Genomic DNA, 26070 nt, shown 5'->3' on the forward strand with positions numbered 1-26070 from the left:
TCCGGGGGGAGGAGGTGGTCCGTCGTGACTACCGGTGACGCGGGATGTTGCGGGCCACGTGCAGGGCCCACGCCTCCGCCGAGTCCAGCTCCGCGCGGGCCTCGGCGTAGCGGTCCTTCGCCGCTTCGCTGAGGTCGTTGGCGAAGATGGCGTCGTGCAGCTCCTTCTGGGCGCGGGTCAGCCGCAGGCTCGTCTGGAGCCACAGCCGGGCCGCCATGCGCGGCGTAATCACCACCTGGGTGGGATCCCACACCTCCAGGGCGGCGTAGTCAGCGGAAGACAGCTCTTCGGAGTGGGGGGCCTGCTCGGTTTGTGCGTTCATGCCCGGATGTTCGCCACGGATTTGGGGCAGGGCATCCGGGCCGCCCGGGCAGGAAGACGGCCACTGGTGAGCAGTCGAGGACAGTTCCTTCATCCCCCGGGGTACTCGCATTCCTTGATTTGCGGGAAAACTTCGTACAGTGAGGCTGGGGAATGCTTCCCACATTGCAACCATGGAGCGCGCGGGTGCCCTTCTCCTAGAATCCTCCGCTCCATTCGTGAAGTGAGAGGGATTACCTGGACCTGAACACCTTGAACAAGCTGCTCACCGTTGGCGTCCAGAACGGGGCTTCGGACATCCACTTCCGTCCTGGCGACCCGCCCATCTACCGGGTGAACGGCGTGTTGCGGCCGTTGAAGATGGAAAAGCTTCAAGCGGATCACACGAAGCAGGTGGCCATGCACGTGATGAATGATCCGCTGATGAAGGCGCAGGTGGACAGCGTGCAGGAGTGCGACTCGTCCTACAGCCTTCCGGGCGTGGCGCGTTTCCGGGTGAACATCTACCGGCAGCGCGGCTCGCTGGCCTGCATCCTGCGCATCATCCCGGATGAGATTCCCAGCATCGACGGGCTGGGCCTGCCGCAGGTGCTGAAGACGATCGCCGGCAACGAGCGCGGGCTGGTGCTGGTGACGGGCGCCACGGGCTCCGGCAAGAGCTCCACGCTGGCGTCGATGATCAACCACATCAACCACACGGAGAGCCTGCACATCCTCACCATCGAGGACCCCATCGAGTTCATCTACAAGAACGTGAAGTCCTCCATCTCCCAGCGGGAGATTGGTCCGGACACGGCGAACTTCGCCATCGCGCTGAGGGCGGCGCTGCGTCAGGACCCGGACGTCATCCTGGTGGGCGAGATGCGCGACACGGAGACCATCGACATCGCGCTGAAGGCGTCGGAGACGGGCCACCTGGTGCTCTCCACGGTGCACACGACGGACGCGTCGCGCACCATCAACCGCCTGGTGTCGGTGTTCCCGGCGGAGGAGCAGACCATGGTGCGCATGCGCCTGGCGGACTCGCTCAAGGCGACCGTCTCCCAGCGCCTCTTGCCCAGGGCCACCGGCAAGGGCCGCACGGTGGCGCTGGAGATCATGGTGCAGACGAAGACGGTGGAGCAGTACATCCGGGACGACCGCGCTGCGGAGCTGAAGGACGTCATCGAGAAGGGCCGCGACATGTTCGGCATGCAGTCCTTCGATCAGCACCTGACCCAGCTGTACCGCGCGGGCGACATCACCCTGGAGACGGCGCAGAGCGCGGCCTCCAACCCGGCGGACTTCCAGCGCGCGCTCGAGTTCGACTGAGAGCACGCGCCGGAAGGTGACTGCGAGGCCTACTTCTTCGCGGACGGCTTATTGATGTTCGCGAAGAAGTCGTTGCCCTTGTCATCCACGACGATGAAGGCCGGGAAGTCGACCACGTCGATCTTCCACACGGCCTCCATGCCCAGCTCGGCGTACTCCAGCACCTCCACCTTCTTGATGCAGTCCTGCGCCAGGCGCGCCGCGGGGCCGCCGATGGAGCCCAGGTAGAAGCCGCCGTGCTTCTTGCAGGCCTCCGTGACGGCCGGGGAGCGGTTGCCCTTGGCGAGCATCACGAAGCTGCCGCCCTCCGCCTGGAACTGATCCACGTACGCGTCCATGCGGCCCGCGGTGGTGGGTCCGAAGGAGCCGGACGCGTAGCCCTCCGGCGTCTTCGCCGGGCCCGCGTAGTAGACCATGTGGTCCTTGAGGTACTGGGGCATGCCCTCGCCCCGGTCCAGGCGCTCTTTAATCTTCGCGTGCGCGATGTCGCGCGCCACCACCAGCGAGCCGGACAGCGACAGGCGCGTCTTGATGGGGTAGCGCGACAGCTCCGCGCGCAGGTCGCTCATGGGGCGGTTCAGGTCCAGCTTCACCACGTCGCCGGACAGGTCCGTGTCCGTCGTCTCCGGCAGGTACTTCGCGGGGTCCGTCTCCAGCGCCTCCAGGAAGACGCCGTCACGCGTAATCTTGCCCAGCGCCTGGCGGTCCGCGGAGCACGACACGGCGATGGCCACCGGGCAGGACGCGCCGTGGCGGGGCAGGCGGATGACGCGCACGTCGTGGCAGAAGTACTTGCCGCCGAACTGCGCGCCAATGCCGGTGCGCTGCGTGAGCTTGAGCACCTCCTGCTCCAGCTCCACGTCGCGGAAGCCGCGGCCCAGCGCGTTGCCGGACGTGGGCAGCGAATCAAGGTAGCGCGCGGAGGCGTACTTCGCCGTCTTCAGCGCGAACTCCGCGGACGTGCCGCCCACCACGATGGCCAGGTGGTACGGCGGGCACGCGGCGGTGCCCAGCGAGCGGATCTTCTGCTCCAGGAACGCGAGCAGGCTCTGCGGGTTGAGGACGGCCTTCGTCTCCTGGAAGAGGTAGCTCTTGTTCGCGGAGCCGCCGCCCTTGGCCATGAAGAGGAACTTGTAGGCGTCGCCATCGGTCGCGTAGAGCTCGATCTGCGCGGGCAGGTTGTTGCCCGTGTTGACCTCCTTGTACATGTCCAGCGGCGCCATCTGCGAGTAGCGCAGGTTGGCCGTGAGGTACGTGTCGAACACGCCCTTTGAGATGGCCGCCTCGTCGCCGCCGCGGGTGAGGACGTACTGGCCCTTCTTGCCCATCACGATGGCGGTGCCGGTGTCCTGGCAGGACGGCAGCACGCCGCCCGCGGCGATGTTCGCGTTCTTGAGCAGCTCCAGCGCCACGAACTTGTCGTTGGGCGACGCCTCCGGGTCCTTGAGGATGTTGTTGAGCTGCTGGAGGTGCCTGGGCCGGAGCAGGTGCGAGATGTCCCGCATGGCCTCGCGGGTGAGCAGCGTGAGCGCCTCTGGCTCCACCTGGAGGAAGCTGCGTCCGCCCGCCTCGAACGTGGAGATGCCCTCCTTCGTGAGCAGGCGGTAGGGCGTCTCGTCCTTGCCAAGCGGCAGCATGTCCTGGAACTGGAAGTCACTCATCGCGGGCGGTTCTCTTCGAGAAGGGGTGGACGGGCGGGGACTCTACTCACGGGGCGGCGCGCGTTGGCGGCACTTCGTAGAGGTAGACAGGCGTGCGGTAGAGGTCCTGGAGCCGCACGCTGCGCACGGGCGTCCAGCCGCGCAGCCCGAAGGTGTGGCTGATGATGCGGGCGCCTGGCGGCAGCTCGGCCGCGAAGCGGGGCGCCAGGCGCGTCATGATGCCCGGGGACAGGTAGCAGACGACGCAGGTCGCGTCCTGGAAGGACGCGGCGAAGAAGTCCCCGCGTACCAGCGTGAGGTTTCCGCGGGGGAAGAGCCGCTGGCGCAGCCGGCTGAAGAGCCACGGCAGCCAGGACAATTCGTACGCGACGACGCGCGCCTGGGGGCAGTGGTCCGCCAGGTTGAAGGCCACGTCGCCCCAGCCCGAGCCCAGATCCACCACCGTGCCCCGGGTGTCCCCCGGGAGCATGGCCAGGAGCGCCCGCCGCACCCGGGGCGAGCTGGGCATGGGCGGCGCGCCGGTGCGCAGCGTGGAGACGACGATGGACAGCACCCCCACGAGGGGCACCGCCCAGAAGAGCAGGAGCAGGAGGAGGGAGCCGGTCGCGCTCACGGTCAGGCGCGCATCATCGCGCGGGAGCGCCCTTTCGTGGGGCCCTACTTGCGAGGGGGGTGGCTGGCCTCCGCGCGGACCACCCGGGGCGCGCTCGATTCCGGCGGAGGGCTGACGCGGGCAGGGGCGGGCGCGTCAGGCTCGATGAGCGCCCGGCCCAACACGAGGCACATCGCGGCCCCTACACAGAGTGCCAGCACGTGGAAGTAGTACGCCATGGGACGTGAGTCCAAGCACGGACCATACCACCGGCGACCCTCCTCGGGAGGTGGGGGCCGGAGCGCCCCGGTTGTGTCCTTCCTGGCTACAAGCCCCGTCGGCAGGTGGCCCTCCAGGCAACAGCCGCCACACCCGGCGTCAAACCTTCGAAGGGCCATGGTTTTCACCCTGCGCCCGGGAGGCCTCAGACGGAGGGCGCGGACTCGGTGGCGTCTGTTTCGGGTGGGGGCGGGCGGTGCGCGGCGGACTCCAGCCGGTCCACGCCGCGCAGCTCCGGGAAGAGCCAGGCCCAGAGCCCCACGACGACGAGCGTGCCCACGGCGCCAATCACCACCGCGTGCACGGCGCCCAGGGCCTCCGCGAGCGAGCCCGCGCGGAACTCGCCCAGCTCGTTGGAGGCGCCGATGCACATCAGGTTCACCGCGCTCACGCGGCCGCGCATGTCATCCGGCGTGGAGACCAGCTCCAGCGTGTGGCGCACCACCACGCTCACCATGTCCGCGGCCCCGCCAACGGCGAGCGCCGCGAGCGACAGGGGCAGGGACGTGCTCACGCCGAACACCAGCGTGGCCGCGCCGAACACCGTCACCGCGGCGAACATCTTCCACCCGGCGTGCCGCCCCAGCGGACGGAACGTGAGCAGCACCGCCACCACCGCGGCGCCCGCGGCCGGAGCGCTGCGCAAGAGGCCCAGGCCCCACGGGCCGGTGTGCAGCACGTCGCGCGCGTAGATGGGCAACAGCGCCACCGCGCCGCCCAGCAGCACCGCGAAGAGGTCCAGGGTGAGGCTGCCCAGCAGCATCCGCTTCTGGCGCACGAAGCGCAGGCCCGCGACCAGCGTCTGCAAGGAGATGGGCTCGCGCGACGCGCTGCCGGTGCGCACCTGGAGCGAGAGGATCCACACGATGGTGAGCGCGCACAGCGACGCGGACGTGATGTAGACGCCCTTGCCGCCGAGCCAGCCGTAGAGCAGGCCGCCCAGCGCGGGGCCGGAGATGGTGGCCACCTGCCACGTGATGGAGTTCACCGCCACCGCGCGCGTCAGCTCCTCCTTGGGCACCAGGTAGGGGGTGAGCGCGGAGCCGGCGGGCGCGTAGAAGGCGCGCGCGGTGCCGAAGAGCACCAAGATGCCGTAGACGATGCGCACGTCCTCGAAGTGGCCCAGCGTGAAGGACAGCAGCAGCAGGCTGCACACCATCATCACGCCCTGGCACAGCGCCAGGATGCGGCGGCGGTCGTACCGGTCCGCCACCTGTCCGCCCAAGAGGCTGAAGGCGAGGAAGGGGACGAACTGGGCCAGGCCCGTGTAGCCCAGCGCGAGCGCGCTCCCGGTGAGCTCGTACACCTGCCACCCGATGGCCACCGACTCAATCTGCGCCGCGAGCACCGCGCACAGACGGGCGACCTGGTACAGCCGGAAGTCGCGGTAACGGAAGATGGACGTGGCGAGGACGGAGGGCGTGGCCATGGGGGTGGCCGCGCTGTAACGCAGCCCGTCCCCCTCCGCCAGCCACAAGGGGCGCCCGGGCCCCGGCGCGGCTTATGAGGTCGCGCGCATCCGGTTCAGCCGGTCGTAGTGGCGGTAGCCCAGCTTGTCGAGCGCGGCGGGCGGCGCGAGGCCGATGTCCACCAGCGTCTTGATGTCGTACGTGCCCGCGAGCACCGGCGGCGCGTAGTTGGCCACCGCCTCCGGCGTGCGGAAGCCGGGCAGCGGGAAGAGCACCTGGCTGGTGTGCACGTGCATGAAGTGCGCGGCGGACTGGCGCTGCCACCCCGGCACGCCCGGCGCGGTGATGACGTGCGGCGTGGCGAGGAACGTGCCGCCCGTCAGGATCTCCAGTTGCTGGCCCACCTGCGCCACGATGCAGCCCGCGGGCGCGGTGCCGCGCACCATGTGGCCGTTGGGCGCGTCCGGCGCCGCGCGCGTGCGCAGGTACAGGCCGCTCTGGTCATCCGGCTTCGGCGCGGGGCGGCCTTCCGGGTCCAGGAACCGGCCACCGGGCAGGAGCGTCAGCAGGTTGAAGTCGGTGTGCTCCTCGCCCCAGAGGATGCCGGTGTTCACCTGGGTGGGGCCCAGCGGCAGGTACTGGAGCGCGCGCGTGACGTGGGGCGCCTTCTCGCACGCGGCGGTGAAGGTGTCCCGGGGCAGGTTCAGCGCCAGGGCGGCGCCGCGCAGGAGCTTGAGGCCGGCCTCGTGCAGCGCGGTGCCCATGGTGAGCAGCCCCTCCTGGAAGAAGGGCGGCGCGTCGTCCGGCCAGATGTTCTCCGGGTACAGCTCCGGGAACTCCATGGCGGACTGCGCGTCCGTGGGCGTGGGCGCCGCGAAGTAGCACTCCTTGAAGTCCGGCTGCCCGTTGCTGGCGACGGCGACCTCCGTGTTGGGAGGCGTCCAGCCGCGCTGGTACCAGAGGTCCGCGCGGCCCAGGGGGCGCTTTGCCGCGTCCGGGCGGGCCACGAAGGCGGAGAACGCGTCGTAGAAGCGCTCCAGCGCCGGCGCGTCCACGCCGTGGTTCTTCACGAACACGAGGCCGAAGACGCCGAAGGCCTCGCGCAGGGCCGCCGCCGCGCGCTCCAGGCGCGCCGGTTCACCCGACGCCAGGTCCAAGAGGTCGACCGTCGGGATGTTCATCGTGGGGGTGTCCGCCATGGTGGGCCCAGGTGTATCGCGCCCGGGCCCGGCTGAGGAGGGGGACCGTGCCTGCATGCCCCTCCTGCTTCCGGGGAAATCCTGGAAGCGCCCCCTACCGCCTCACGGCGCCCCTCAGCGCGCGGCGACCGTGACGTCCACGGGAGCGCACGTCACGGGGGTGGACTGGTAGTCGCCGCCCGGCCGGGGGACGTCCTCCTTGCGCGTGGCCACGTCCATCAGCGCGTCGCGGAAGGTGATGCGGTAGGTGCCCGGCTTCTTGAAGTCCCAGGCCTGCGTCACCTCCACCGTGTTCTCCACCGTGGCGCCCGGGGCGATGGCCGCGTAGCTGTCCGCGGACGGGGCCGCGCGCTTCACCATGGGGCCCTGGTACGGCAGCTCCTCGCCGTCGCGGGTCACCTCGAACACGGTGCCCAGGATGCCCTCCAGCGGCGTCTGCCACGTGAGCACCCAGACGGGAGACTCCGAGCGGTTGGTGAGCTTGAAGAGGACTTCAATGGGCTCGCCGGCCTTCGCCTTCGGGTGGACGCTGAGGGCGCACTCCAGCTTCGGGGTCTTCACGGCGGCGGGCTCCTTCGTGGGCTCGGCGGCGCTGGGCTCGGTGGACGGCGGGGGCGCGGCGGGAGGCGGCGGCGCGGCGACGGGGGCCTGCTGTTGCGCGGGGGCTTCCGCGGGCTTCGGGGTACAGGCGGTGACACCGGCGGCGGTGAGCACCGCGAGCCATGCGAGGTTCTTTCGTCCCAGGCCCATCACGTGACGCTCCTTGAGTGCGTACGGCGAAAAGAAAAGGGGCGCGAGCCCAGGTGGCCCGCGCCCCGAAGTCAACGGTCCCGCGTCACCTTACGGCAGAGAGGGGTTGTTCTCCGCGAAGTATTCGTGGCTGTCCGCGTTGTCACGCGCGCGCGTGGGGTTGGACTTGGCCAGGTTCTTCGCGGCCGTCTGGCCGTAGGCCCAGTCGTCCGTGCCGGCCACGACGGTGAAGTGGCTCATCTCGTGGACCAGCGTGCCCGCGCGCGAGTCCGTGCCCGTGTTGGGGGCGCTCCAGAAGGCGCCGCACACGTAGATCTTGTACGGCGAGGACGGGTACACGTACGCGTACGTCCCGCTCTCGTTGCAGCTGCAGTCCACGACGACCGCCGCGTTCGCGAACGCGTTCTTGATGCTGTTGAAGTGCGTCTTGATGGTGTTCCAGTTGGTGCTGGAGTACGTGCCGAACCAGGTGGTGTAGCGGCTGGTCGCGGACGGCGTGCCGCTCAGGTACGTGTACGCGTTGTTGGAGTACGTCTTGGCGCTGTTGTACGCGTTGGTGATGGTCGTCTGCTCGGAGCTGGTGCAGGCCCCGGAGTAGGACAGGCCCTGCGCCGTCACCTGGCGCATCGCCTCGGCCTCCTCGCGGCTGTTGCGGCGGCCCTCGATGAAGAGGCTGACCGAGTTGGACGACAGCGCCGCCACGCCCTCGCGCGCCTCCAGCTCGTAGCGGATGGTGTACGTGCCGGAGACGGACAGATCATACGCGTCCGACACGACGACCGGGCCGGAGAGGCTCTGGCCGGGGGCCAGGGTGATGAGGTCCTCGGCGCGGCCCTGCACGCGCTTGAAGTGCGCGCCCGTGTACTCCACCGGCTGGCCGTCGCGGGACACCGACAGGCGGCCCTCGTTGAGGCCCTCGCCCGGCGCGTCCCACTTGTAGAGCGTCACCGGCGCGGAGGAGGTGTTGGTCAGCGTCACCTCCACCATCACGCGCTCGCTGGCGGCCATGGAGGCCTTGCCCGCGGTGACCTGCGCCGTCAGGGCGCCCTGGGCCTGCTCCGTGGCCTCGGCCGGGGTGGACTCACCCTCCGCCGGAGGAGCGCCGCAACCGCTCAGCAGGGAGACGCCGACCACCGTGCCCATCAGCCACTTGAAACCGCGAAGGCTCTTGCTCACGAGGAACTTCCTTTCGGAAACGACGCGACGAAAACACCCAAGGGGAATGCCCGGGGATGCATGCTTATAGGGGAAACCGGGCCCGCTGATGATGGCACGAAATACTGTGAAATAAATGCCTGCCGACTATCCGGGTTCACGGCGCGTCGCGGCCAGACGTGGCCTGGAGCGTTAGTCTTCACGCGGCACGCGTTGCGTGTGGCACCTACAAAGACACAGGGAAGGGGTGGCGGACGATGCGCGCGGTGGTGTTCGAGCACGAGGAGCACGAGGGGCCCGGCCTGTTGGGGCCGGCGCTGGAGGCGGCGGGCTTCACGCTGGTGCGGCGCTTCCGGACGGTGAAGCGCGAGGACGTGGACGCGCCGCTGGTGGTGGTGATGGGGGGGCCCATGGGCGTGTACGAGGCGGACGCCCATCCGTTCCTGAATGAAGAGCTGGCGTTGCTGGGAGAGCGGCTGGCGAATGACCGCGCGTGCGTGGGCGTGTGTCTGGGTGCGCAGCTGTTGGCGGCGGCGGCGGGCGCGACGGTGTCGCCAGGGAAGAACGGCTTCGAGGTGGGGGTGGGGCCGGTGCGCTGGACGCAGGACGCGCTGAAGGACCCGGTGGTGGCGGGGGTGAAGCCGCGCACGGCGGTGGTGCACTGGCATGGGGACACGTACACGCCGGTGCCCGGCGCGACGCTGCTCGCGTCCACGGACCGGTACACGCAGCAGGCCTTCCGCCTGGGGCGGTCGTATGGCTTCCAGTTCCACCTGGAGCTGACGGCTCGGGAGCTGGGGCGCTGGCTGGAGCTGGAGGAGGAGGACCTGGTGACCCGGGGCAAGGACGTGGCGGCGCTGAGGGCGCAGCTGCCCAAGCTCCAGGCGGCGGAGGCGGAGAACACGGAGCTGCTGCACCGGCTCGCGCATCAGCTGGCGAAGGGCCTACGCTGACAGCCGTCCAAGGCAAGGGGAGGGCCGGACGCCATGAAGCTGACCCGCCTGCACGTCCACCACTACCGCGGGCTCGCGCCGGACACGGTGCTGACGTTCGGCCCTGCCTTGAACGTGGTGGTGGGCGCGACGGGCAGCGGGCGCACGACGCTGCTGGAGCTGGTGTCCGCGGCGCTGTGCTCGGACTTCTCCGGGCTGCTGCGGGAGTCGTTCGCGCTGGACTACGCGCTGCGCTTCGACGCGCTGACGGTGGACGTGGCCGTGCGCAACGAGCCGCCCGCGGCGCTGCCCGCCACGGCCGGGGAGGGCGGACCGGGGGATGCCCTGGCGCTGCCTCCGGGGGCGTTGGCGCACGGGCTGATGCCGTCCATCGTGGCGACGGTGCGGTGGGACGCGGCGGAGGACGCGCGGCTCGTGATGCGCGCCAGCGCCACCGGCTTCGCGTGCGAGGTGGCGGGCGCGGCGGGCTTCTCCAAGCGCATGCACTGGTCGGTGTTGGACCGGTCCGTGTGGACGCTGCTCTTCATGGCCGCGCAGTACCTGGAGCGCGGCGTGAAGGACCGGCTGAAGGACCTGCTCCGGGAGACGTTCCTCCTGGCGCCGCCGCGCTTCGACGAAGCGCTGGGCATGTTCGAGCGCATCGGCGCCATCCGCTACGCGATGGAGCAGCGCGGGGAGGAGCTGTTTCCGCTGGGGCTGATGGCGCTGCCCACGTGGATGCCGGGCTGGCTGCGCGAGCAGGTGGAGCGCGAGCCCGTGCCCCCGTCGCTGCTCCTGCGCCACGATGCGCTGCCCCAGGGCTTCCTCGCGCGCTTCGTGACGCTGGCGGGGTTTGCCTCCGGCACGCTCACGGTGGACGTGACGGAGACGACGCCGCTGTCCCAGGGCGGGCGGCTGGGCTTCAGCGGCTTCCGCTTCGCGTTCGTGCGGCCGGACGGCACGCCGGTGGCGCAGGAGCAGCTGGGGCACGGCCAGAAGCGGCTCTTGTCCTTCCTCTACTACCTGGACGTGCACGAAGCCTTCGTCGTCGCGGACGAGCTGGCGGACGGCCTGCACCCGGACCTGGTGCGCGCGTGCGTGCGGGACATGGGGGAGCGGCAGGCCTTCGTCACCAGCCAGAACCCGCTGCTGCTGGAGCAGCTGGAGTTCACCCACGCGGAGCAGCTGCGCACGTCGTTGATCCGCTGCGAGGTGGGGGGAGGGGCCGGGAGCTGGCGGTGGACGCAGCCCACGCCGGACGAAGCCGCGCGGTGGTTCGACGCGTACCGCGCGGGCACCGTGCCGCTGGGCGCGGTGCTGCGCGCCCAGGGGTTCGGGTGAGCGCGAGGGCGGTCAGCGGCCGGAGAGCAGCTCCGTGGTGAAGGAGAAGCCGCCCAGCAGGTAGGGCATGGCGTTCATGCGGTTCTCATGTTTGAGGTACCAGCCGGCCATGAGCAGCACGGTGGGCTTGCCCATGAGGCCGCCCGGCTTCGTGTCGAAGGCATACGCGACGAGCGGGCCCACGCGGACGTGCGAGTTGGTGGGAGGCGTTCGTCCGGGCAGCGGCTCCACCGCGCTGGTGTCTTCGTCGTAGCGGGGCCACACCGCGGAGAGCCGGGCGCCCAGCGTCCACTGCCCGGCCAGCCAGAGGAGGTCCGTGTCGTTGGCGAGCACCCAGCCCTTGCCGGGCACCAGCGTGTCCAGCGTCGGGTCGTAGAACGTGCCGCGCGTCCCGCCGTCGCGCAGCGACATGTTCCAGTACTCGATGGCCAGCTTCGAGCGCAGCGCCAGGGACTTCACCTTCGCCTGGAGCATGGGCTCCACGAAGAAGTGGTGTCCGGAGGTGCCATAGGCGGTGTCGTTGGTCGCGCTGCGCAGGTCGTCGTCGTAGGGCTGGAAGGAGTCCGGGTACGACTGGACGCTGCCGAAGGTGCCGAAGAACTGGACGTACTCGTAGCCGGCGCGGACGTTGAAGATCGCCAGCGGCTGCAGCTCCACCACGGGCCCCAGCTTGAAGAACGCGGGGCTCAGCCTGAGGCTCGCGCCGGCGCTGGCGTACGTGTCGCGCAGGAGCAGGGACGGGCTGTCGAAGAGGCGCTTCTGGTAGACGAGCCGGTTCTGCGACTCGAGCCCCAGCGGGTTGTAGCGGACCACGTTGAGGGTGGTGAAGTAGACGCGGCTGTCGGGCAGGGGTGGCAGCGCCGGGGGCGGCACGTCCTCCGTGATGGGCGACTGGGGCTGCTGCGCGGCCACGGGCGCGCCCAGGCCCAGCAGGGCGAGCAGCGCGGCGCGCGTGAGCGCCTTCGACAGGGACGGGGTGCGGACAGGCGTCGGGCGCTGCGGGAACACGTTCGCGGGCATGCGTCCTCTCGGCGGAGTCCGCGGGAGCGGCCCCCGGGCAGGGCCACCCGACGCGGGCGGCGGGAGCGTCGTGCACCTGACGTGGGCGCTTCAAGACGCACCAGGACGAAGCCTTGGATGACACCCGGCGTCACCCACTGTTCACGGCTCGCGGGCGGGGGGCTTCAGAACGTGAGCTGGAAGCGGGACAGGAGGACGTTCTCGGGGGCGCGGTCGCCGCCGTCCGGGGCGCCGCCCACGTAGTTCGTGCGGTGGAAGTTCAGGGCGAAGCGCACCCGCCGGTTGAAGGCGAACGTCGTGGCGACGCCGAAGCCCTTCGCCGAGCTCACCGACCGAGCGGGGTTGGCGAAGCGGGGGAAGGCCGCGTCGTCCAGGGCCAGCGCGTGGTCGCGCGCCGCCACCGCGTCTCACCGGTGTCCCCGGTGTTGAGATAGCTGAAGATGATCAGCTGGCCCGTGCTGCGAAAGGGCGCGAGCCCGGTGTTGGTGGCGGTGCCGAACGGGAGGCCGCGCGTCACCGCGATGCCCAGTCCCAGGCCCTGGAGGGTAGAAGCGTCCGTCCCCCTGGAGTTGGCCGCGCGGCTTGAGCACGAAGGCCTTGTCCGCGGACGACAGCGTGAAGCCCTCCTCGGAGAGATGGATGACCGGCGGCTCCGCGGCCTGGGCGTGGACGCGGGGCGCGGCGAGCAGCAGGCCCGTGGCGACGAGGGCGGGAGCGGAGAGGGGGGCCACGCGGGGACCTCGGGGAGGGACGGGCTCCAGGAGGGCGGAGTGCCCCCGTGTCCGTCGGGCGCGACCGGGTTGCGGACGGGCACGTTGGTGGCGAGAAAGTCTTGCTGTCAAGGATCGCAGGGAAGACCTGTTGTTACCTTCACTTGCCGGATCCGGGGTGGTCTGGTTCAAGCTGGGGGGCATGTCCGTGACCAAGCCCCGCGCCGCATCGATGTACGTCGACCTGGACCGCGACGCGTGGCGTGAGCTCCGGGCCTCCACGCCGCTGACGTTGACTGCGGAAGAGGTGGAGAAGCTGCGAGGCCTGGGGGACCGGCTGGACATCCAAGAGGTGGAGGACGTCTACCTGCCGCTGTCGCGCCTCTTGCACCTGCAGGTGGCGTCAGCGCAGTCGCTGTGGGCGGCGCAGCAGGCGTTCCTGGGCTATTCGGTGCGCAAGGTGCCGTTCATCATCGCCATCGCGGGCAGCGTGGCGGTGGGCAAGAGCACGACGTCGCGCATCCTCCAGGCGCTCCTGGCGCGCTGGCCGGATCATCCGCGAGTGGCGCTGGTGACGACGGACGGGTTCCTCTATCCGAACCGGGTGCTCGCCGAGCGGGGCATCATGAACCGCAAGGGCTTTCCGGAGAGCTATGACCGGCGCGCGCTGGTGCGCTTCCTGGCGGAGCTGAAGGCGGGGCGCGATGAGGTGACGGCGCCGGTGTACTCGCACCTCGTCTACGACATCGTGCCGGAGGAGGCGCAGTCCATCCGGCAGCCGGACATCCTCATCCTGGAGGGGCTCAACGTCCTGCAGACGGGGCCGGTGGAGGGCGGGCGGCTGCCGCAGACGTTCCTGTCGGACTTCTTCGACTTCTCCATCTACGTGGACGCGAGCGAGACGGACATCCGCCACTGGTACGTGGAGCGCTTCCTGCGCCTGTGGGAGACGGCGTTCCGGGACGAGCGGTCCTTCTTCCGGCGCTTCTCCGAGTTGACGCGAGAGCAGGCGATTGCCCGGGCCGCGTCGGTGTGGGCGGAGATCAACGGGCCGAACCTGGCGGAGAACATCGCGCCCACGCGTTCACGGGCGAGGCTCATCCTGGTGAAGGGCAACGACCACAAGGTCCGCCGCGTGCGGATGCGCAAGCTGTAGTTCGGGGGAGGACAGACATGGCGCCACGAATGGGTTCGCTCTGGGACGCGGTGGGGAACACGCCGCTGTTGCGTATGGGTTCGCTCAGCCGCCGGACGGGCTGTGACATCGTCGCCAAGGCGGAGTTCATGAACCCGGGCGGGAGCATCAAGGACCGGGCCGCCAAGGGGATGATCCAACGCGCGGAGGCCTCGGGGCAGCTGAAGCCGGGCGGCACGATTGTCGAAGGCACCGCGGGCAACACCGGCATTGGCCTGGGACTTCTGGGGCGCGAGCGCGGCTACCGCGTGGTGGTGACGATGCCGGACAACCAGGCGCGCGAAAAATACGAGTACCTGGAGGCGATGGGCGTGGAGGTGCGGCGGGTGCCGGCGGTGCCGTTCTCCAATCCCTCGCATTTCTTCCACCAGGCGCGGGTGCTGGCGGAGGAGAACGGCTGGGCGTGGATGAACCAGTTCGAGAACACGGCGAACGGCGACTTCCACTACGAGACGACGGGGCCCGAAATCTGGGAGCAGGCCGAGGGCCGGGTGGACGTGCTGGTGGCCTCGGTGGGCAGCGGCGGAACGCTGTCCGGGACGAGCCGCTACCTGAAGGAGAAGAACCCGGCCTTGCGCGTGGTGTTGGTGGATCCGCCGGGCTCGGGGCTCTACTGCCAGGTGCGCACGGGGAAGCTGGAGACGGCGGGGAGCTCCATCACGGAGGGCATTGGCATCATGCGGCTGACGGAGAACTTCCGGCAGGCGCGCGTGGATGAAGCGATGCGCCTGGAGGACCAGGACATGCTGGAGATGCTCTACCACCTGGCGCGAGAGGACGCGCTGGTGGTGGGCACCTCCGCGGCCCTGAACGTGAGGGCCGCCTGGGAGGTGGCGCGCAAGCACCAGGGGCAGGGCCTGCGCATCGTCACGTTCCTGTGCGACCACGGCAGCCGCTACGCCTCCAAGGTGTTCAACCCGGAGTTCCTCGCGTCGAAGGGGCTCACGGTGAAGCCTCTGCCGGCGCTCTGAGTCAGCAGGGCCGCTACGGGCTGGCGACCACCCGGAGCGCGGGCTCCGAGGGCGCCTCCTCCTTGGCGGTGAGGGACAGCTCCAGGCTCCGGGCGACCAGGGCCTTGAGCGCCCACACCTCTGGAATCGTCTGGATGTAGACCCGACTGATACCGAACGCCGCGGGGGACGCTTCGACCTCGAACCCCGCGGCGAGCGTCTTCGCCTCTTCGACGGGGGCCCAGGTGGCGATGCACTTGCGCTTGCCATTGCCAAAGAACCGCACGAACCACTTCGTGGGCTTCTTGTAGGACACGTTGAAGTAGTTCGAGGTGTCCCGGTAGAGGACATCCTCCGCCGCGTGACCGTTCTTGGTGCAGATGTCCCGGACGACGCCGAAGAAGGCCAGTTCCTCCTCGGTGGTCTCCATGGCGACGCGAGTCTTGTCGTCACCCGAGGCACGGGGCTCCGTGTCGAAAGGCTTCGCGCTGTCCGCCTTCACCACGTTGGGCCCGTCCTTGGCGGCGGGGGCCTCGGTGCCTTCGTTCAGGCGCTGGATGCGCTCCTTGAGCTTGTCGAGGAAGTCGTCGCCCATGACTCGGAGGAGGGTGGGCTCGATGGCCTCCTTCGCGACCTCCGCGAGGCGTTCCATCACGGCGGTCGTCCGCTTCCCCTTGTAGATGTCCTCGGTGAGCCACTTGAGGAAGCCCTCGTGCTCGCCGGGGGATTTGAGGGCGGCGGACAGCTTGTCGATCATCCCCTGGCGGTAGCGGCTGTTCTCCGCGTCGGTGATGAGCGTCGTGGCGTTGAAGGATTCGCGGCTGAACTTGGAAAGGAACTTCGCGACCTTGGTCCAGTCCGACTTCGTGTCCTCCAGGGAGAACGTGAAGAAGGGCTCCGGGTCCATGACGTTGGGGTTCTCCAGGTCTCCGAAGAACAGGTAGTGGCACCCATCCGTGATGATGCCGAAGTGGAGCTCCGGGAGCTGGGCGAGGTAGCGGGCCAGTTGCTGGGCGCGCGACTTGAGGTCGGTGCCCAGGGGCTTGGTTTCAATGACGATGAGGGGCTTCTGTCCCGTCTGGTCGAAGATGGCGAAGTCCATGCGGTCCGGCAGCTTCTTGCCGTCGCCCTGGACGAAGTCCGCCGCGTACTCGAGGCGAACCTCCCGGGGAAGACCGGGGTCGTAGCCAAGCAGCCGGATGAAGGGGACCACCAGTGCCAGCTTGGCGGTCTCTTCGTTGGAGATGAAGGATTTGGAATCCTGATAGCGCTTGACCAGCTCCAGCAATTGATTCGCGTCCACGGTATCCCCCTGCAACCCATCGAGCCCGGGCCGTGCCAGCAGTGAGAACAGACTGGCGACGTCCAGGACTACAGTCCGTTGGACTGTGTTTGGCCATACCTCCTATGGGTTATCCGGGGGCCAAAGAGGGATTGGAGGGCGCCCGTCACGTCCTCCCGGCGAATTCTCCTCCACGCGGACCTGTGCCTCCGGCGCATCGTCCGGCTCATCGGATGAAGCCAGATGGTCAAGGCCACGCTCCTCGCCGCAGGGGGATGCCTCCCGCGTCTCGTCTTGTGCGGCGGCTGGAGTCACGCGACCGACGGCGCCTTCATCGACGCTGAAGGTTTTCCCCAGTGCATCGTCCTGGCCGGTGGCTGGCACGGGCGCGCCGAGGTCGACCTCCTGGGCGCATGGGGCCTCGGGGGCCGCAGGTACCGGGGGCGCCGGAGCAAAGGCGTCCAGCACCCGGTCGTCGCGCGCCTTCAGCAGTGCCGGCAGCTCTTGCTGAAGTGCCTGCACGTCGCGCTCGTGCAGGATTGCCGTCACGCAGAGTGCCCATGCGCGCAGCGCCTCTCCGCCCATGAGCGGCATCAACTGGGCTGCGCCTCCCAGGAATGCCCGCTGCAGGGACTGAACGAGGAGCACGTGGCCGGGACGCGCCGCCACCCGCGCTGCCTGCCGCAGCAGCTCGAACTCCACCTGAACGCAGGTTGCCCCCGGCTCCCAGTGCGCCGCGTCCTGGAGCTGGAAGCACGTACTTCCCAGTCGGTCCAGGTCGAGGTCCGAGGCCCTCGCGCAGCAATCGGCCAGCAGCTCCATCAGCACCTGCCGCTTGAGGCTGAAGTAGCCCTCCAGGAGCCACCGGGCATCCGGGTTGCTCGCGTCATGAAGCGCCAGGCCCAGGTTCTCCAGCGTCAGCGACTCATCCAGCGCCACCGCGCGCGTCTTGCGTCCGGAGCGCTGCACCACCAGGCCGCGCGCCGCCAGCCGTCGCAGCGCCTCGCGGATGGTGCCCCGGCACACCTCATAGCGACGCGCCAGCTTCGCTTCCGAACCAAACTGCCCGCTCGGGTGCAGCCGCCCCAGCGCGATATCGCGCTCGATTTGCGCCTCCACATAGGCCACGAGTCCTCGCCGTTCCATCCCCATTCCCCTTCCTCGTTCCAGCATCGCCATCCAACCACAGGGGTCTGACATGGACGCGCGGGCCCACCCTCCGCGCCGATTGCCAGGCGGGCGCGCCCCCGGGCCGCATGGGGCGCAAACCTGTCCGACTGTCGGACAGGTTTGGAGGCAGCCGGGCCCGGGCGGGCGCCCCTGTGCGTGCACCACCTTGGTATCCGCGCACGCACGACGTCGCGCCCCAGCAGTACCGGCGCGGCCTCGGGCTCCTGCGGCGGAGACCTGTCCGACTGTCGGACAGGTTTTGAGGCAACCGGGCCCGGGCGGACGCTTCTATTCGTGCACCATGTTGGTTGGCGTTTGCGTGCGCATTGCGTTGCGCCCCTGTTGGACCGGTGCGCTCTCGGGCTCCTGCGGCGGAGACATGTCCGACTGTCGGACAGGTTTTGAGGGAGCCGGTCCCGGGTGGGGACATCCCTCCTTGGCCCCACCCGGCCTTCCGCGCATGCACGCCGCCGCGATCCTCCCCCGCGGTTCGTGAGGCGCGCGTCATCATGGAGACCCTTGAGTCGACGGGTTTGTTAACGAACCTCATCCGACCTGCTTAGGATGCCCGCCGTCCTCTTCCTTCATGGAGCTTCGATGGTGCGCACCCGGCTCGTAGGTCTCCTGACGTTGCTGTTCGTCGCGGTCCCCGTTGTGTCGGGGGCTCAGGATGCCGTGGCTCCGGCGGCGGTGGCTTCTGGCGATGAAGCGACGCATCAGGCGCTGCGTGCCATCAAGCAGGACATGGAGGACGCGCTCAACAAGCAGGACCTGGACCGGCTGCTGTCGCACCTGCATCCGGACGTCGTGTTCTCCACCATGAACAACGACGTTCGCGTGGGGAAGGACGCCATCCGCGCGTACTACGCGGAGATGCTGGGCGGCCCGAACAGCGTCGTGAAGAAGGTCACCGCGAAGTTCGACGTGGATGCGCTCACGCGCCTTTATGGCAACTCGGGCGTCGCGTATGGCTCGTCGCTGGACCACTACATCCTGAACGACGGCACGGACCTCGTCGTCAATGGGCGGTGGACCTGCACCCTGGTGAAGGAGGGCGACCGGTGGCTCATCGCCGCGTTCCACTACTCCACCAACGTGTTCGACAACCCCTGCTCACCAAGGTGAAGAACGCAGCCCTGGGCTTCGGTGCACTGGTCGCGGTCGCCGCGCTCGGCGCGGGGTTCTTCATCGGGCGTCGGGGACGCCGGCCGGCGACGGCTTGAGCGCGAGCCGCATGGGCTGGCGCTGGCCATAGGTGAGCGAGCGCCACAGCCATTCAGCCGGACCGAAGCGGAAGCGCGAGAGCCAGGCGCGGCTCAGTGGAATCTGGAGCGCGAACACCAGCAGGGTCAGCGCCACGCAGCGTGACGGCGGCAGCTTGCCGATGAGCCCCAACCCCCAACCGTCATAGAGCCAGAGGCTCACCACCGTCTGCATCAGGTAGTTGGTGAGCGCCATGCGCCCCACCGGCGCAAGGACGCCCAGCCACTTGCGCCAGCGCTCCTTCTGGAAGAGCAGGGCGAAGGCTGCCACGTAGGCCGCGGCGAGGCCCAGGTAGCCCATCTCCTGGATCGCGGACAGGGTGAACATCCAGTGGGCTTTCGACGGGTCCAGCACCCCCGCGAGCCGCAGGTGCTGCACCACCACTCCCGCGCCATTTCCCAGCACGCCCAGCACCAGACCCCAGCCCAGCATCTTCCGGTGCCAGGCGCGGTGGCGCTCCACGTCCTGGAGCAACAGGTGCCGGCCCGCGAGCAGCCCCAGCAGGAACCGGCCCAAGATGAAGATCATCCACAGCAGCCGCTTCAGCGTGGGCAGCATGTACTGGAGGAAGTGCGCGTTCGCGGCCTGCGTCGTCCAGAGCGAGTCACTCTGGAGTCCCAGCAGCAACTGCTCCCGCGTCTGGGCCTCCATGGCTTCCGTGGCCTTCGCGGCATCGGCCGCCGCCTGCGCTCCGTGCAGCAGGATGGGTCCGAAGTGCAGGAGCGCTGGCACCAGCAACGGCACCACCACCACCGACAGGCCTACCCACACCAGCAGCGTCCGGTCCGAACGGTCGCGGAAGAGGAGCAACGCGAAGCCCAGCAGGGCGTAGGTGGAGAGCACGTCTCCCGCCCAGAGCGCCGTGAGATGCACGACCCCGAGGCCCAACAACACCAGCAGCCGCCGTGAATACACCGGGACGACGGAGGCTCCTCGTGACTCGGCGCGTGTCAGCTGGATGGAGAACCCCAGCCCGAAGAGGAAGGCGAACAGCGTGACGAACTTCTGGTTCACGAAGAAGTGGTAGAGCGCCGTGACGGCCGCCTCGAAGGGCGGCGCCGCCAGTGACTGGGCCTGCTCTCGCGGCATCAGGACCCGGCCGCTGAACCAGGCGAAGCTGTTCGACACGAAGACGCCCCACAACGCGAAGCCGCGCAGCACGTCCAGGAGCGGCAGCCGTTCGGAGACATCCACCGGACGGGCGCTGGAAACGGAAGGGGCGGAGTCGGACATGCGTCCAGCAGATGCCTCCGTCCGCTTCGCGTCAACGCATGCACCACGTCCTCCTCCGCGGCCTCACCCCACGCGCATGGAGGATGACCGTGCGTGAAGAACTCAGGAGATTTCGAGCACCGGCGCTTCGCGCAGGAAGGGCATGCGACTCGGCAGCTTCCGGGCCCAGAAGGCTTCCACCGACCTGTGGAAGAGGCGCAGCAGCGCGACACCCTGCCTGCCTTCCAGCTGAGCCAGCTCCTTCGCGGAGCGGTCCAACAGCGCGCGGGCTCGCTGGTACTCGCCGCGCACCCAGGCCCGGCCGGCCTGCGCCGTGAGCAGTGAATCGAAGTCCTCGGGAACATGTCCCTGGGCGCGCACCTCCGCGGCGACGTCTGCGGGCACGTTGAAGAGCCCCTGCGCCAGGTCCTCGCGCAGGTCGCGCATCACGGAGCACCAACCCAATGCCGCGAGCAGGGAAGGCGCGTCATCTGCTCGCACCCGTGCATCCGCGACGTGCAGCATCAGGCTCACGGATAGACGGAAGGTGTTCCCCAGTTGGGCCTGGAGCGTTGCCGCGTCCCACCAGCGACCATCGAGCACCCGCTCGCGGTCCCGGCGCATCGTGCGCATCAGTTCGAACACCTGCTCGCGAGCCGTCGGGTCGGTCAGCTCCGTGAGCAGCACCCGGCCCAGCGACACCGCGGTGTCATGGAACTCCGTCGCGGGGCCAGGCGCTCCGGTCTCCAGCGTGCGCAGGAGCGCGTCGATGGCATCCAGCGGTTCGCCTTCGACGGGGCGGTCTCCATCCAGCACGTCATCCACCACCTGGAGGAAGCAGAACCCCGCTCGCGCTCTTCGCGCCTTGCGCCAGCGTCCCAGGGACTGCTGATACAGCGCGAGCGCGATGAGCCCGTAACGCGGATGCCTGCGCGCGAAGCGGTACATCTCCCTCACGCAGAGGGCCTCCACCCGCACGGCTTCGAGGAAGGCTTCCTTCCGGACCCGGGGCGCCACGACACGCCACGTGCCCCAGGCGAGCAAGGCTCCCGCGACCACGTCGACCAGGTGGTGCTCGTGGATGAGCAGCGTGGACGCCGCGATGGCCAGGGCCCATAGGGCGAAGACGGTGCTCGCCACCGGGCCTGAACGCTCGCGGTAGGCCAGGGCCGCCGTGCAGGCGAAGGCGACGTGGAGCGACGGCAGGTAGTTGCGCTCCAGGTTCATCGTGTCCGCGGCCTGGAAGATGGATGCCCAGACTCCAGTGACGGCGCGCGGCGGCCACGCCACCTCCACCGGCAGGACGAGGAAGCAGAGTGCTCCCAGCACCGTCTCCGCGCACAACGCCAGCGCGAAGGGGAGCATCTGTCTCCACGTCCGGAAGATGAACAGGGACAGGAGCAACAGCACATCCATGCTGACGTAGACGGCGGCCCAGCCAGGCATGAGCGGGATGTGCTGCTCGATGGGCAGGTCCACGCGCAGGCCGCCGGAATAGAAGCCCGTCACCCAGCTCGCGCCGCCGTACACCGCGAGGAAGAACAGCGCGAAGCCGAGCGTCATCGCGCCCGTGCGCTTCAGTTCCTCGCGCGCGGGCCAGCCGAAGAGCGGGCCCTCCGTGGACGCTTCCTTCCCATCGGACGCGCTCACTCCGGCTGCTCCGGGAACGGCCGGGGCCCGCGCCACATGGACAGCCAGATGCCCAGGAAGGATGGCCGGGGCACGGTCTCGTCCACGTAGCGGCCCAGGTAGAGCCAGGGCACCTGCGGGTGCCGGTGGTGCGCCCGGTGGTAGTGGTAGTTGAGGAACACCCAGCGCACCGGCGCGGCGACCTTCAGGTCCCATGCGCCTTCGCGCACGTCCAGCGGCGACCACGCGTGGTCCGCGTACTGGAGCGAGCTCCAGTTCACCGCGAACGCCGCGTAGCAGAGTGCCCACCCCACGAGCGTTAAATCCAGCGCGTACGCCAGCCCTGCCTGCACCGCCACCATCCCCAACACCTCCGCGCGGATGGCCATCCCGGGTGCATCCTCCAGCCGCCCCAGGTACGCGTCCGCTCCGGTCTGTTCTCCGTAGCGCGTGCCCGGGCCTCGCAGCCTCCGCAGCAGGCCCGGCGCGAGCGCGAACACCAGCGCCCCCAGCGGCACGAACAGCCAGTAGACGCCGGTCAGGATGACGTACCACTGCGCATACTTGAGGAAGCGGTGGTCTCCCGGGTGCAGGTAGTCGAACTGCTCGCGTGCCGAGCGGTTGTACCGGTGATGCGTGAGGTGGAAGGCGCGCTGCAACGTGAACGACGTGGGAAAGAACGTCGCCGCCAGCCGGCCCAGCATGTCGTTGAGCCGCCGCGAAGGGTGCAGCACCCCGTGCGTCGCTTCGTGCAACAGCGAGAACACCGTGTTGTTCACGTAGGAGAACACCCCGGCCGCCACCAGCCGCACCCAGAGGGCTTCGCCGTGCGACGCCGTCCACAGGCACAGCGCCCCCGAGCCCATCGCCGCGACGAGCAGCACCGCGTTGAGCGCGGCGGGAATCGGCGGAGCGTCATCGGCGCGCATCGTCGCCGTCCTCGGGCAGGCCCACCGCGAAGTCGAGCAGCTGGCGCATCACCGGGTCCGCCGTCGCCGTCGCGACGTTGAAGCGCATGCCGTCCAGCACGGACAGGTCCCGGCGCAGGAACGACGCGTACAGCCACCGCGACACCCCGAGCACCAGCGCCGCCGCGCCCGGAATCCGCCCCCGCCTCGCCGCGACGGCGAGCCGCACGGACGTCCCCTCCGCCACCGGCGTCAGGCTCGCGAGCAGCAGCCCCCGCGCCCGGCCCAGGTCGCTCTTCACCGAGAGCAACGTCCCGCCGTGCAGCGTGAGCTCCACCCGGATGCGGTTGCCCGACAGCGCCTTCATCAGCCGGTCGCTCGCGCCCGTGCCAATGACTCGCGACGTGTAGCGCAGCCGCAGGGTGTACCGGTCCGGGGTGTCCCAGACCGGCGCGTCCCACAGCTCCCGGTGGTGCACCGTGCGCAGGTGGTCCAGGTCAAAGGAGTTCGCCGCGAGCGGCAGCCACGGACAGCCCACCGTCACCGGTGGCCCCACGTTCCAGACGTGTTCCCCACCTTCCAGGTCGGGTGGGGGGAACAGCGCCTCGGGGGCGTTGAACACGAGCACCCCGCCGAAGCGCTCCTCCACCGGCCACGTCCGGGCCCCTGGCAGGGCGGACACGTCGCTCCGGCCGGGCACGGCCCGGCAGCGGCCCCCTCCGTCAAAGCTCCAATGATGCAGCGGACAGCGCAACAGCTCTCCCTGGACGGTGCCGTGCTTCAGGTGGGCCCCCAGGTGCGGACAGTGCGCGGACAGGGCGTGGACCCGGCCCTGCTGGCTCCGGAACACCACCACCTCCTGGCCACCCACCTGAACACCCATCGCGTGGCCGGGCCGCAGGGCCGCGGACGGAGCCACCAGGTACCAGGAGCGAGGGCGCGAGGGCCCGGGGAGACGGTCCGGAGCCACCCCGGCCAGGACGGGAACAACCATGCCCGGACCCTACCGGACCCGGTGTCTCCAGGGCCACGGGGGGGACGGTCGAGACTGGCTTTACGCCCGGGTTCCTGGTTAGTCAGGCGCTGGCGGAACCGGGCGCGCCGCCCCGACGGGGTGGGCCTGGGAAGGGACGTGTGACATGGCAGGCGATACGGCGGGCAACAGTCGGGGCGGTTCGTTGCGGGGCAGCACGCTCCAGGTGGTGCAGTCCCTGGCGGCGCAAGGCGAGCCGGAACGCGCGGCCCAGCTCTACGAGGAGCTGGGCGCGGCGCAGCGCGAGCGGCTTCGCAAGGAGGCCGCGCAGGGGACGGTGAAGGAGCGCCACTGGCTGGTGGACGTGCTGCGCCGGGCGCGTGACTTCACGGGCGCGGCCCGGCTCCTGGACGGCAGCGGCGACGACGTGTCCGTGGCGGACCTGTACGCCCAGGGCGGTCAGCACGTGGCGGCCGCGGAGGCGTACCTGCGCGCGGGCGAGGTGGAGCGCGCCGCGGCGGCCTTCGAGCGGGGCGGGGCGCTGGAGCGCGCGCTGGAGGTCTACCGGGGCCTGGGCGCTCGCGAGTCCATGGCGCACTGCCTGGTCCGCCTGGGCCGCCCCTTCGAGGCCGCGGACCTCTACCACGAGCTGGGACAGGCCCACGCGGAGGCCGAGGCCCTGGGCGGCGTGCTCGCGGAGGATCCCCGCTACGTCGAAGCCGTGCTGCGCACCTGCAAGGTGCTGGATGCCGGCGGCTTCACGCACCGCGCGCTCGCGGTGCTGGCGGACGCGCTGAGCAGCTCCGATCACCTGCGCGCGGATCCGGTGCTGGTGACGGAGAAGGCGCGGCTCCTGCGGCGCATGGGCCTGGACGTGGAGGCGGAGGCGCTCCTCGCGCGGCTGGCCGCGGGCTCGACCGTGCCGGAGGCCAGCGGCTACCGCTTCCTCAAGGCCATTCCCATCTTCGGCGAGCTGCCGCTGGAGGACATGAAGGACCTGTACCGCCTGGCTCGGCCCGTGACGGTCACGCCGGGCACGGTGCTGCTGGAGAAGGGCGCTCCCGGCACGGGGCTGCTCGTGCTGCTGGAGGGCACGGTGGACGTCTTCTCCGGCAATGAGTCCAACGCGCGGCACCTCAACACGCTGGGGCCGGGCTCGTTCCTGGGGGAGATTTCGCTCGTGCAGGACGGCCCCGTGTCCGCGAACGTGCGCGCGAAGACGGCGGTGCGCGCGCTGCGCATCACCCGCGAGAGCTTCCAGCACTTCCTGGCCACGCACGACGCGGCCTCGCTGCACATCTACCGGCTCTTCACGCAGAACCTCGCGGCGCGCGTGCGGGCGCTGAGCGGCTGAACGCGGGGCCTGCGGCCGCCGTCACCCGCCGGGGCGTCATGCGAGCACCCCAGCCCCGCCCGTGAGGAGGCAGGCGAGCGCGACGAGGGGGCCTTTCACCGGACCCCGGTCCATCCCCATCCTCCTGGACAACCTCCCTGTCCGGAAGGATGCCCCGATGGCTTCAATCGACGCACTGAGGCAACAGGCCCGCGCGAACTGGCGCACGTGGTTGGCGTGGGTGGCCATGCCCATCGCCGCGCTGCCGCTCCTGGGGGTGGGCGGCCTTCGCCGGGTGGGCCTCGTGGACGAACTGGCCGCGGGGGCCGTGGGGCTGGGCCTGGTGTCGCTGACGCTCATCAGCCTGGGGCAGCTGCCCCGGGGGCCTGTCCGCCCGGCGGGTGGGAAGGCGTGGAAGCGGGCGCCGAAGGACTTCCCCATCTCCGGCGCGATGGTGCCGGAGGAGTTCTCCGCGTCGATGGCGTCCGGCCACTGACGCTCAGGGACGGCGCTCGATGCCGATGGCGATGGAGGGGCCGGTGAGGGCCTCTCCGGTGCCGTCGGACAGCGACACGACGCCCAGGCTGGCGGAGAGCACGGTGGTGCCGGCGCCGCCGGTGCCCTTGATGAAGCTGCGCACGCCCAGCTCGCCGAAATTCCATCCGCTGGCCGAGCCGCCGCCCGCGCCGAAGAGCGAGAGGCTGGGCGTGAGGGGCACCTGGACCTCGCCGCGTCCGGAGCCGAAGCGGAACTGGTTGTCACGCGAGAGGATGGCGGAGTTCCACGCGAGGTGGAACCCGTCGAGCGCGCCCAGCCGCAGCACCTGCTGGAAGGACACTCCCGCGTTGGAGTCGCACACGGTCCTGGGGTTGATGGGCTCGTAGGTGTTGGGGTCGTAGTCGAACAGGGTGCTGCACTCCTTCTGTCCGAACAGCGCACCCGCGCCGATGCCGACCTCCAGGAAGTCGGTGGAGTAGGCCGCGGCCACGTACGCGGAGCCCGGCGAGTGGCGCAGGCCGGTACCCAGGCCGAAGCCCACGGGATCCAGCTGCGCGCTCAGCACCAGGGGCAGGTCCCCGGGCCGCCACGCGATGAACGCATCCAGCAGCAGGCCGCCCGCGCGAGCGGACCTGCCCTCGCGCGTCCTCGCGTCCAGCGCGAGGAAAGGCCGGGCATGGAAGCCGTAGCGCAGGCGCGGCACGCCGGGCTCAGGGAAGAAGAGGCGCGCGGTGGCGGGCGCGTCGGTGACGACGGCGATGTCGCCCACGCGCACGTTCTCACCGCGGCCCAGACGGGCGATGGCGGTGTCCTCGCGCGATTCGATGACCTTCAGCACCACCTCTCGGGAGTCCTGCGTGCGCACGCGGACGCGGGTGCCTTCGCCCAGGCCGGCCAGGGCCCCTGCGGAGAGTGTCACGTCGCCATCGTGCACGGCGGTGACGGTGAGCCGGGCGGAGGAGGGGGCCGCAGTGGGC

The 26070-nt window shown here is 69.9% G+C and carries 25 protein-coding genes; 8 read left to right on the forward strand and 17 right to left on the reverse strand.

Features of this window, described 5'->3' with window-relative positions; all coding sequences use genetic code 11:
* Positions 1 to 28 precede the first annotated feature (28 nt).
* Entirely contained in the window at positions 29 to 322 is a 294-nt protein-coding gene (locus D7W82_RS24455) for a FruA-associating protein, FapA (protein ID WP_120620659.1), read from the reverse strand.
* Positions 323 to 573: 251 nt separating this feature from the next.
* Here D7W82_RS24455 and D7W82_RS24460 point away from each other — a divergent pair, with 251 nt between their 5' ends.
* Positions 574 to 1632 carry a type IV pilus twitching motility protein PilT gene (locus D7W82_RS24460; protein WP_233585749.1) on the forward strand — a complete coding sequence of 353 codons (1059 nt, stop codon included), beginning with the start codon at positions 574 to 576 and terminating at the stop codon, positions 1630 to 1632.
* Between the two features lie 29 nt (positions 1633 to 1661).
* Here the strand turns inward: D7W82_RS24460 and D7W82_RS24465 are convergent, their stop codons facing one another.
* The 7 genes from D7W82_RS24465 to D7W82_RS24490 form a co-directional block, all read right to left on the reverse strand.
* Positions 1662 to 3293, reverse strand: a complete 1632-nt coding sequence (locus D7W82_RS24465) for a fumarate hydratase (RefSeq protein ID WP_120620660.1) — start codon at positions 3291 to 3293, stop codon at positions 1662 to 1664.
* A 46-nt stretch (positions 3294 to 3339) separates the two neighbouring features.
* On the reverse strand, positions 3340 to 3906 hold the full coding sequence (locus tag D7W82_RS24470; RefSeq protein ID WP_233587910.1) for a class I SAM-dependent methyltransferase: 567 nt from the start codon (positions 3904 to 3906) through the stop codon (positions 3340 to 3342).
* Positions 3907 to 3950: 44 nt separating this feature from the next.
* Positions 3951 to 4124 carry a hypothetical protein gene (locus tag D7W82_RS40605; protein ID WP_158617717.1) on the reverse strand — a complete coding sequence of 58 codons (174 nt, stop codon included), beginning with the start codon at positions 4122 to 4124 and terminating at the stop codon, positions 3951 to 3953.
* 185 nt (positions 4125 to 4309) lie between these two features.
* Entirely contained in the window at positions 4310 to 5593 is a 1284-nt protein-coding gene (locus D7W82_RS24475; RefSeq protein WP_120620661.1) for an MFS transporter, read from the reverse strand.
* A 72-nt stretch (positions 5594 to 5665) separates the two neighbouring features.
* Positions 5666 to 6772, reverse strand: a complete 1107-nt coding sequence (locus D7W82_RS24480) for an isopenicillin N synthase family oxygenase (protein WP_120620662.1) — start codon at positions 6770 to 6772, stop codon at positions 5666 to 5668.
* Between the two features lie 114 nt (positions 6773 to 6886).
* Positions 6887 to 7522, reverse strand: a complete 636-nt coding sequence (locus D7W82_RS24485; RefSeq protein ID WP_199727822.1) for a protease — start codon at positions 7520 to 7522, stop codon at positions 6887 to 6889.
* A gap of 90 nt (positions 7523 to 7612) precedes the next feature.
* Positions 7613 to 8698, reverse strand: a complete 1086-nt coding sequence (locus tag D7W82_RS24490) for a M35 family metallo-endopeptidase (protein WP_120620663.1) — start codon at positions 8696 to 8698, stop codon at positions 7613 to 7615.
* A gap of 236 nt (positions 8699 to 8934) precedes the next feature.
* Between D7W82_RS24490 and D7W82_RS24495 the strand changes: the two genes are divergently transcribed.
* Both D7W82_RS24495 and D7W82_RS24500 read left to right on the forward strand, forming a co-directional pair.
* Positions 8935 to 9630, forward strand: coding sequence for a glutamine amidotransferase (locus tag D7W82_RS24495; RefSeq protein WP_120620664.1), 696 nt, complete (start codon positions 8935 to 8937; stop codon positions 9628 to 9630).
* Between the two features lie 33 nt (positions 9631 to 9663).
* On the forward strand, positions 9664 to 10950 hold the full coding sequence (locus D7W82_RS24500) for an AAA family ATPase (RefSeq protein WP_120620665.1): 1287 nt from the start codon (positions 9664 to 9666) through the stop codon (positions 10948 to 10950).
* A 12-nt stretch (positions 10951 to 10962) separates the two neighbouring features.
* Here the strand turns inward: D7W82_RS24500 and D7W82_RS24505 are convergent, their stop codons facing one another.
* Positions 10963 to 11970: a hypothetical protein gene (locus D7W82_RS24505; RefSeq protein WP_120620666.1), complete on the reverse strand. Its 1008-nt coding sequence runs from the start codon at positions 11968 to 11970 to the stop codon at positions 10963 to 10965.
* Between the two features lie 164 nt (positions 11971 to 12134).
* Positions 12135 to 12371, reverse strand: a complete 237-nt coding sequence (locus D7W82_RS41765) for a hypothetical protein (RefSeq protein WP_233587911.1) — start codon at positions 12369 to 12371, stop codon at positions 12135 to 12137.
* Positions 12372 to 12882: 511 nt separating this feature from the next.
* On the opposite strand from D7W82_RS41765, the gene coaA reads away from it, so the two are divergent.
* Positions 12883 to 13836, forward strand: a complete 954-nt coding sequence (gene coaA / locus D7W82_RS24515; protein WP_120620679.1) for a type I pantothenate kinase — start codon at positions 12883 to 12885, stop codon at positions 13834 to 13836.
* Between the two features lie 17 nt (positions 13837 to 13853).
* A complete protein-coding gene (locus D7W82_RS24520) occupies positions 13854 to 14846 on the forward strand; it encodes a cysteine synthase A (protein ID WP_120620667.1) in 993 nt (330 codons plus the stop codon).
* Positions 14847 to 14859: 13 nt separating this feature from the next.
* On the opposite strand, the gene D7W82_RS24525 is transcribed toward D7W82_RS24520, so the two are convergent.
* Positions 14860 to 16128 carry a type I restriction enzyme HsdR N-terminal domain-containing protein gene (locus D7W82_RS24525; RefSeq protein ID WP_120620668.1) on the reverse strand — a complete coding sequence of 423 codons (1269 nt, stop codon included), beginning with the start codon at positions 16126 to 16128 and terminating at the stop codon, positions 14860 to 14862.
* Positions 16129 to 16230: 102 nt separating this feature from the next.
* Positions 16231 to 17259 carry a FadR/GntR family transcriptional regulator gene (locus D7W82_RS24530; protein WP_120620669.1) on the reverse strand — a complete coding sequence of 343 codons (1029 nt, stop codon included), beginning with the start codon at positions 17257 to 17259 and terminating at the stop codon, positions 16231 to 16233.
* A gap of 693 nt (positions 17260 to 17952) precedes the next feature.
* Here D7W82_RS24530 and D7W82_RS24535 point away from each other — a divergent pair.
* Entirely contained in the window at positions 17953 to 18402 is a 450-nt protein-coding gene (locus tag D7W82_RS24535; RefSeq protein WP_233587912.1) for an SgcJ/EcaC family oxidoreductase, read from the forward strand.
* Positions 18403 to 18462: 60 nt separating this feature from the next.
* Here the strand turns inward: D7W82_RS24535 and D7W82_RS24540 are convergent, their stop codons facing one another.
* From D7W82_RS24540 to D7W82_RS24555, 4 genes are all read right to left on the reverse strand, one after another.
* On the reverse strand, positions 18463 to 19773 hold the full coding sequence (locus tag D7W82_RS24540) for a DUF418 domain-containing protein (RefSeq protein ID WP_120620670.1): 1311 nt from the start codon (positions 19771 to 19773) through the stop codon (positions 18463 to 18465).
* Between the two features lie 102 nt (positions 19774 to 19875).
* Entirely contained in the window at positions 19876 to 21402 is a 1527-nt protein-coding gene (locus D7W82_RS24545; RefSeq protein WP_120620671.1) for a phosphatase PAP2 family protein, read from the reverse strand.
* Positions 21399 to 22310, reverse strand: coding sequence for a fatty acid desaturase (locus D7W82_RS24550; RefSeq protein ID WP_120620672.1), 912 nt, complete (start codon positions 22308 to 22310; stop codon positions 21399 to 21401). Before D7W82_RS24550 ends, D7W82_RS24545 begins: the two co-directional genes overlap by 4 nt.
* Positions 22297 to 23283, reverse strand: a complete 987-nt coding sequence (locus tag D7W82_RS24555) for a Rieske 2Fe-2S domain-containing protein (RefSeq protein ID WP_120620673.1) — start codon at positions 23281 to 23283, stop codon at positions 22297 to 22299. Before D7W82_RS24555 ends, D7W82_RS24550 begins: the two co-directional genes overlap by 14 nt.
* A gap of 145 nt (positions 23284 to 23428) precedes the next feature.
* Between D7W82_RS24555 and D7W82_RS24560 the strand changes: the two genes are divergently transcribed.
* Together D7W82_RS24560 and D7W82_RS24570 are read left to right on the forward strand one after the other, a co-directional pair.
* Positions 23429 to 24616 (forward strand): cyclic nucleotide-binding domain-containing protein, encoded by a 1188-nt coding sequence (locus D7W82_RS24560; RefSeq protein ID WP_120620674.1) that lies wholly within the window; start codon positions 23429 to 23431, stop codon positions 24614 to 24616.
* A 157-nt stretch (positions 24617 to 24773) separates the two neighbouring features.
* Positions 24774 to 25091 carry a hypothetical protein gene (locus D7W82_RS24570; RefSeq protein ID WP_147439508.1) on the forward strand — a complete coding sequence of 106 codons (318 nt, stop codon included), beginning with the start codon at positions 24774 to 24776 and terminating at the stop codon, positions 25089 to 25091.
* Positions 25092 to 25094: 3 nt separating this feature from the next.
* On the opposite strand, the gene D7W82_RS40610 is transcribed toward D7W82_RS24570, so the two are convergent.
* The coding region (locus tag D7W82_RS40610) for a hypothetical protein (protein WP_158617718.1) at positions 25095 to 26070 on the reverse strand (976 nt) is incomplete at its 5' end.

Origin of the sequence: Corallococcus sp. CA049B, assembly GCF_003611685.1 — a bacterium.
In the GTDB taxonomy this organism is placed as follows: Bacteria; Myxococcota; Myxococcia; order Myxococcales; family Myxococcaceae; genus Corallococcus; species Corallococcus coralloides.

Excerpts from the sequence above, each read along its gene's own strand:
- D7W82_RS24455 (WP_120620659.1), bottom strand. The coding sequence starts at position 322 with ATGAACGCACAAACCGAGCAGGCCCCCCACTCCGAAGAGCTGTCTTCC.
- D7W82_RS24465 (WP_120620660.1), bottom strand. The coding sequence starts at position 3,293 with ATGAGTGACTTCCAGTTCCAGGACATGCTGCCGCTTGGCAAGGACGAG.
- D7W82_RS40605 (WP_158617717.1), bottom strand. The coding sequence starts at position 4,124 with ATGGCGTACTACTTCCACGTGCTGGCACTCTGTGTAGGGGCCGCGATG.
- D7W82_RS24475 (WP_120620661.1), bottom strand. The coding sequence starts at position 5,593 with ATGGCCACGCCCTCCGTCCTCGCCACGTCCATCTTCCGTTACCGCGAC.
- D7W82_RS24480 (WP_120620662.1), bottom strand. The coding sequence starts at position 6,772 with ATGGCGGACACCCCCACGATGAACATCCCGACGGTCGACCTCTTGGAC.
- D7W82_RS24485 (WP_199727822.1), bottom strand. The coding sequence starts at position 7,522 with ATGGGCCTGGGACGAAAGAACCTCGCATGGCTCGCGGTGCTCACCGCC.
- D7W82_RS24495 (WP_120620664.1), top strand. The coding sequence starts at position 8,935 with ATGCGCGCGGTGGTGTTCGAGCACGAGGAGCACGAGGGGCCCGGCCTG.
- D7W82_RS24500 (WP_120620665.1), top strand. The coding sequence starts at position 9,664 with ATGAAGCTGACCCGCCTGCACGTCCACCACTACCGCGGGCTCGCGCCG.
- D7W82_RS24505 (WP_120620666.1), bottom strand. The coding sequence starts at position 11,970 with ATGCCCGCGAACGTGTTCCCGCAGCGCCCGACGCCTGTCCGCACCCCG.
- coaA (WP_120620679.1), top strand. The coding sequence starts at position 12,883 with ATGTCCGTGACCAAGCCCCGCGCCGCATCGATGTACGTCGACCTGGAC.
- D7W82_RS24520 (WP_120620667.1), top strand. The coding sequence starts at position 13,854 with ATGGCGCCACGAATGGGTTCGCTCTGGGACGCGGTGGGGAACACGCCG.
- D7W82_RS24530 (WP_120620669.1), bottom strand. The coding sequence starts at position 17,259 with ATGGGGATGGAACGGCGAGGACTCGTGGCCTATGTGGAGGCGCAAATC.
- D7W82_RS24540 (WP_120620670.1), bottom strand. The coding sequence starts at position 19,773 with ATGTCCGACTCCGCCCCTTCCGTTTCCAGCGCCCGTCCGGTGGATGTC.
- D7W82_RS24550 (WP_120620672.1), bottom strand. The coding sequence starts at position 22,310 with ATGCGCGCCGATGACGCTCCGCCGATTCCCGCCGCGCTCAACGCGGTG.
- D7W82_RS24555 (WP_120620673.1), bottom strand. The coding sequence starts at position 23,283 with ATGGTTGTTCCCGTCCTGGCCGGGGTGGCTCCGGACCGTCTCCCCGGG.
- D7W82_RS24560 (WP_120620674.1), top strand. The coding sequence starts at position 23,429 with ATGGCAGGCGATACGGCGGGCAACAGTCGGGGCGGTTCGTTGCGGGGC.
- D7W82_RS24570 (WP_147439508.1), top strand. The coding sequence starts at position 24,774 with ATGGCTTCAATCGACGCACTGAGGCAACAGGCCCGCGCGAACTGGCGC.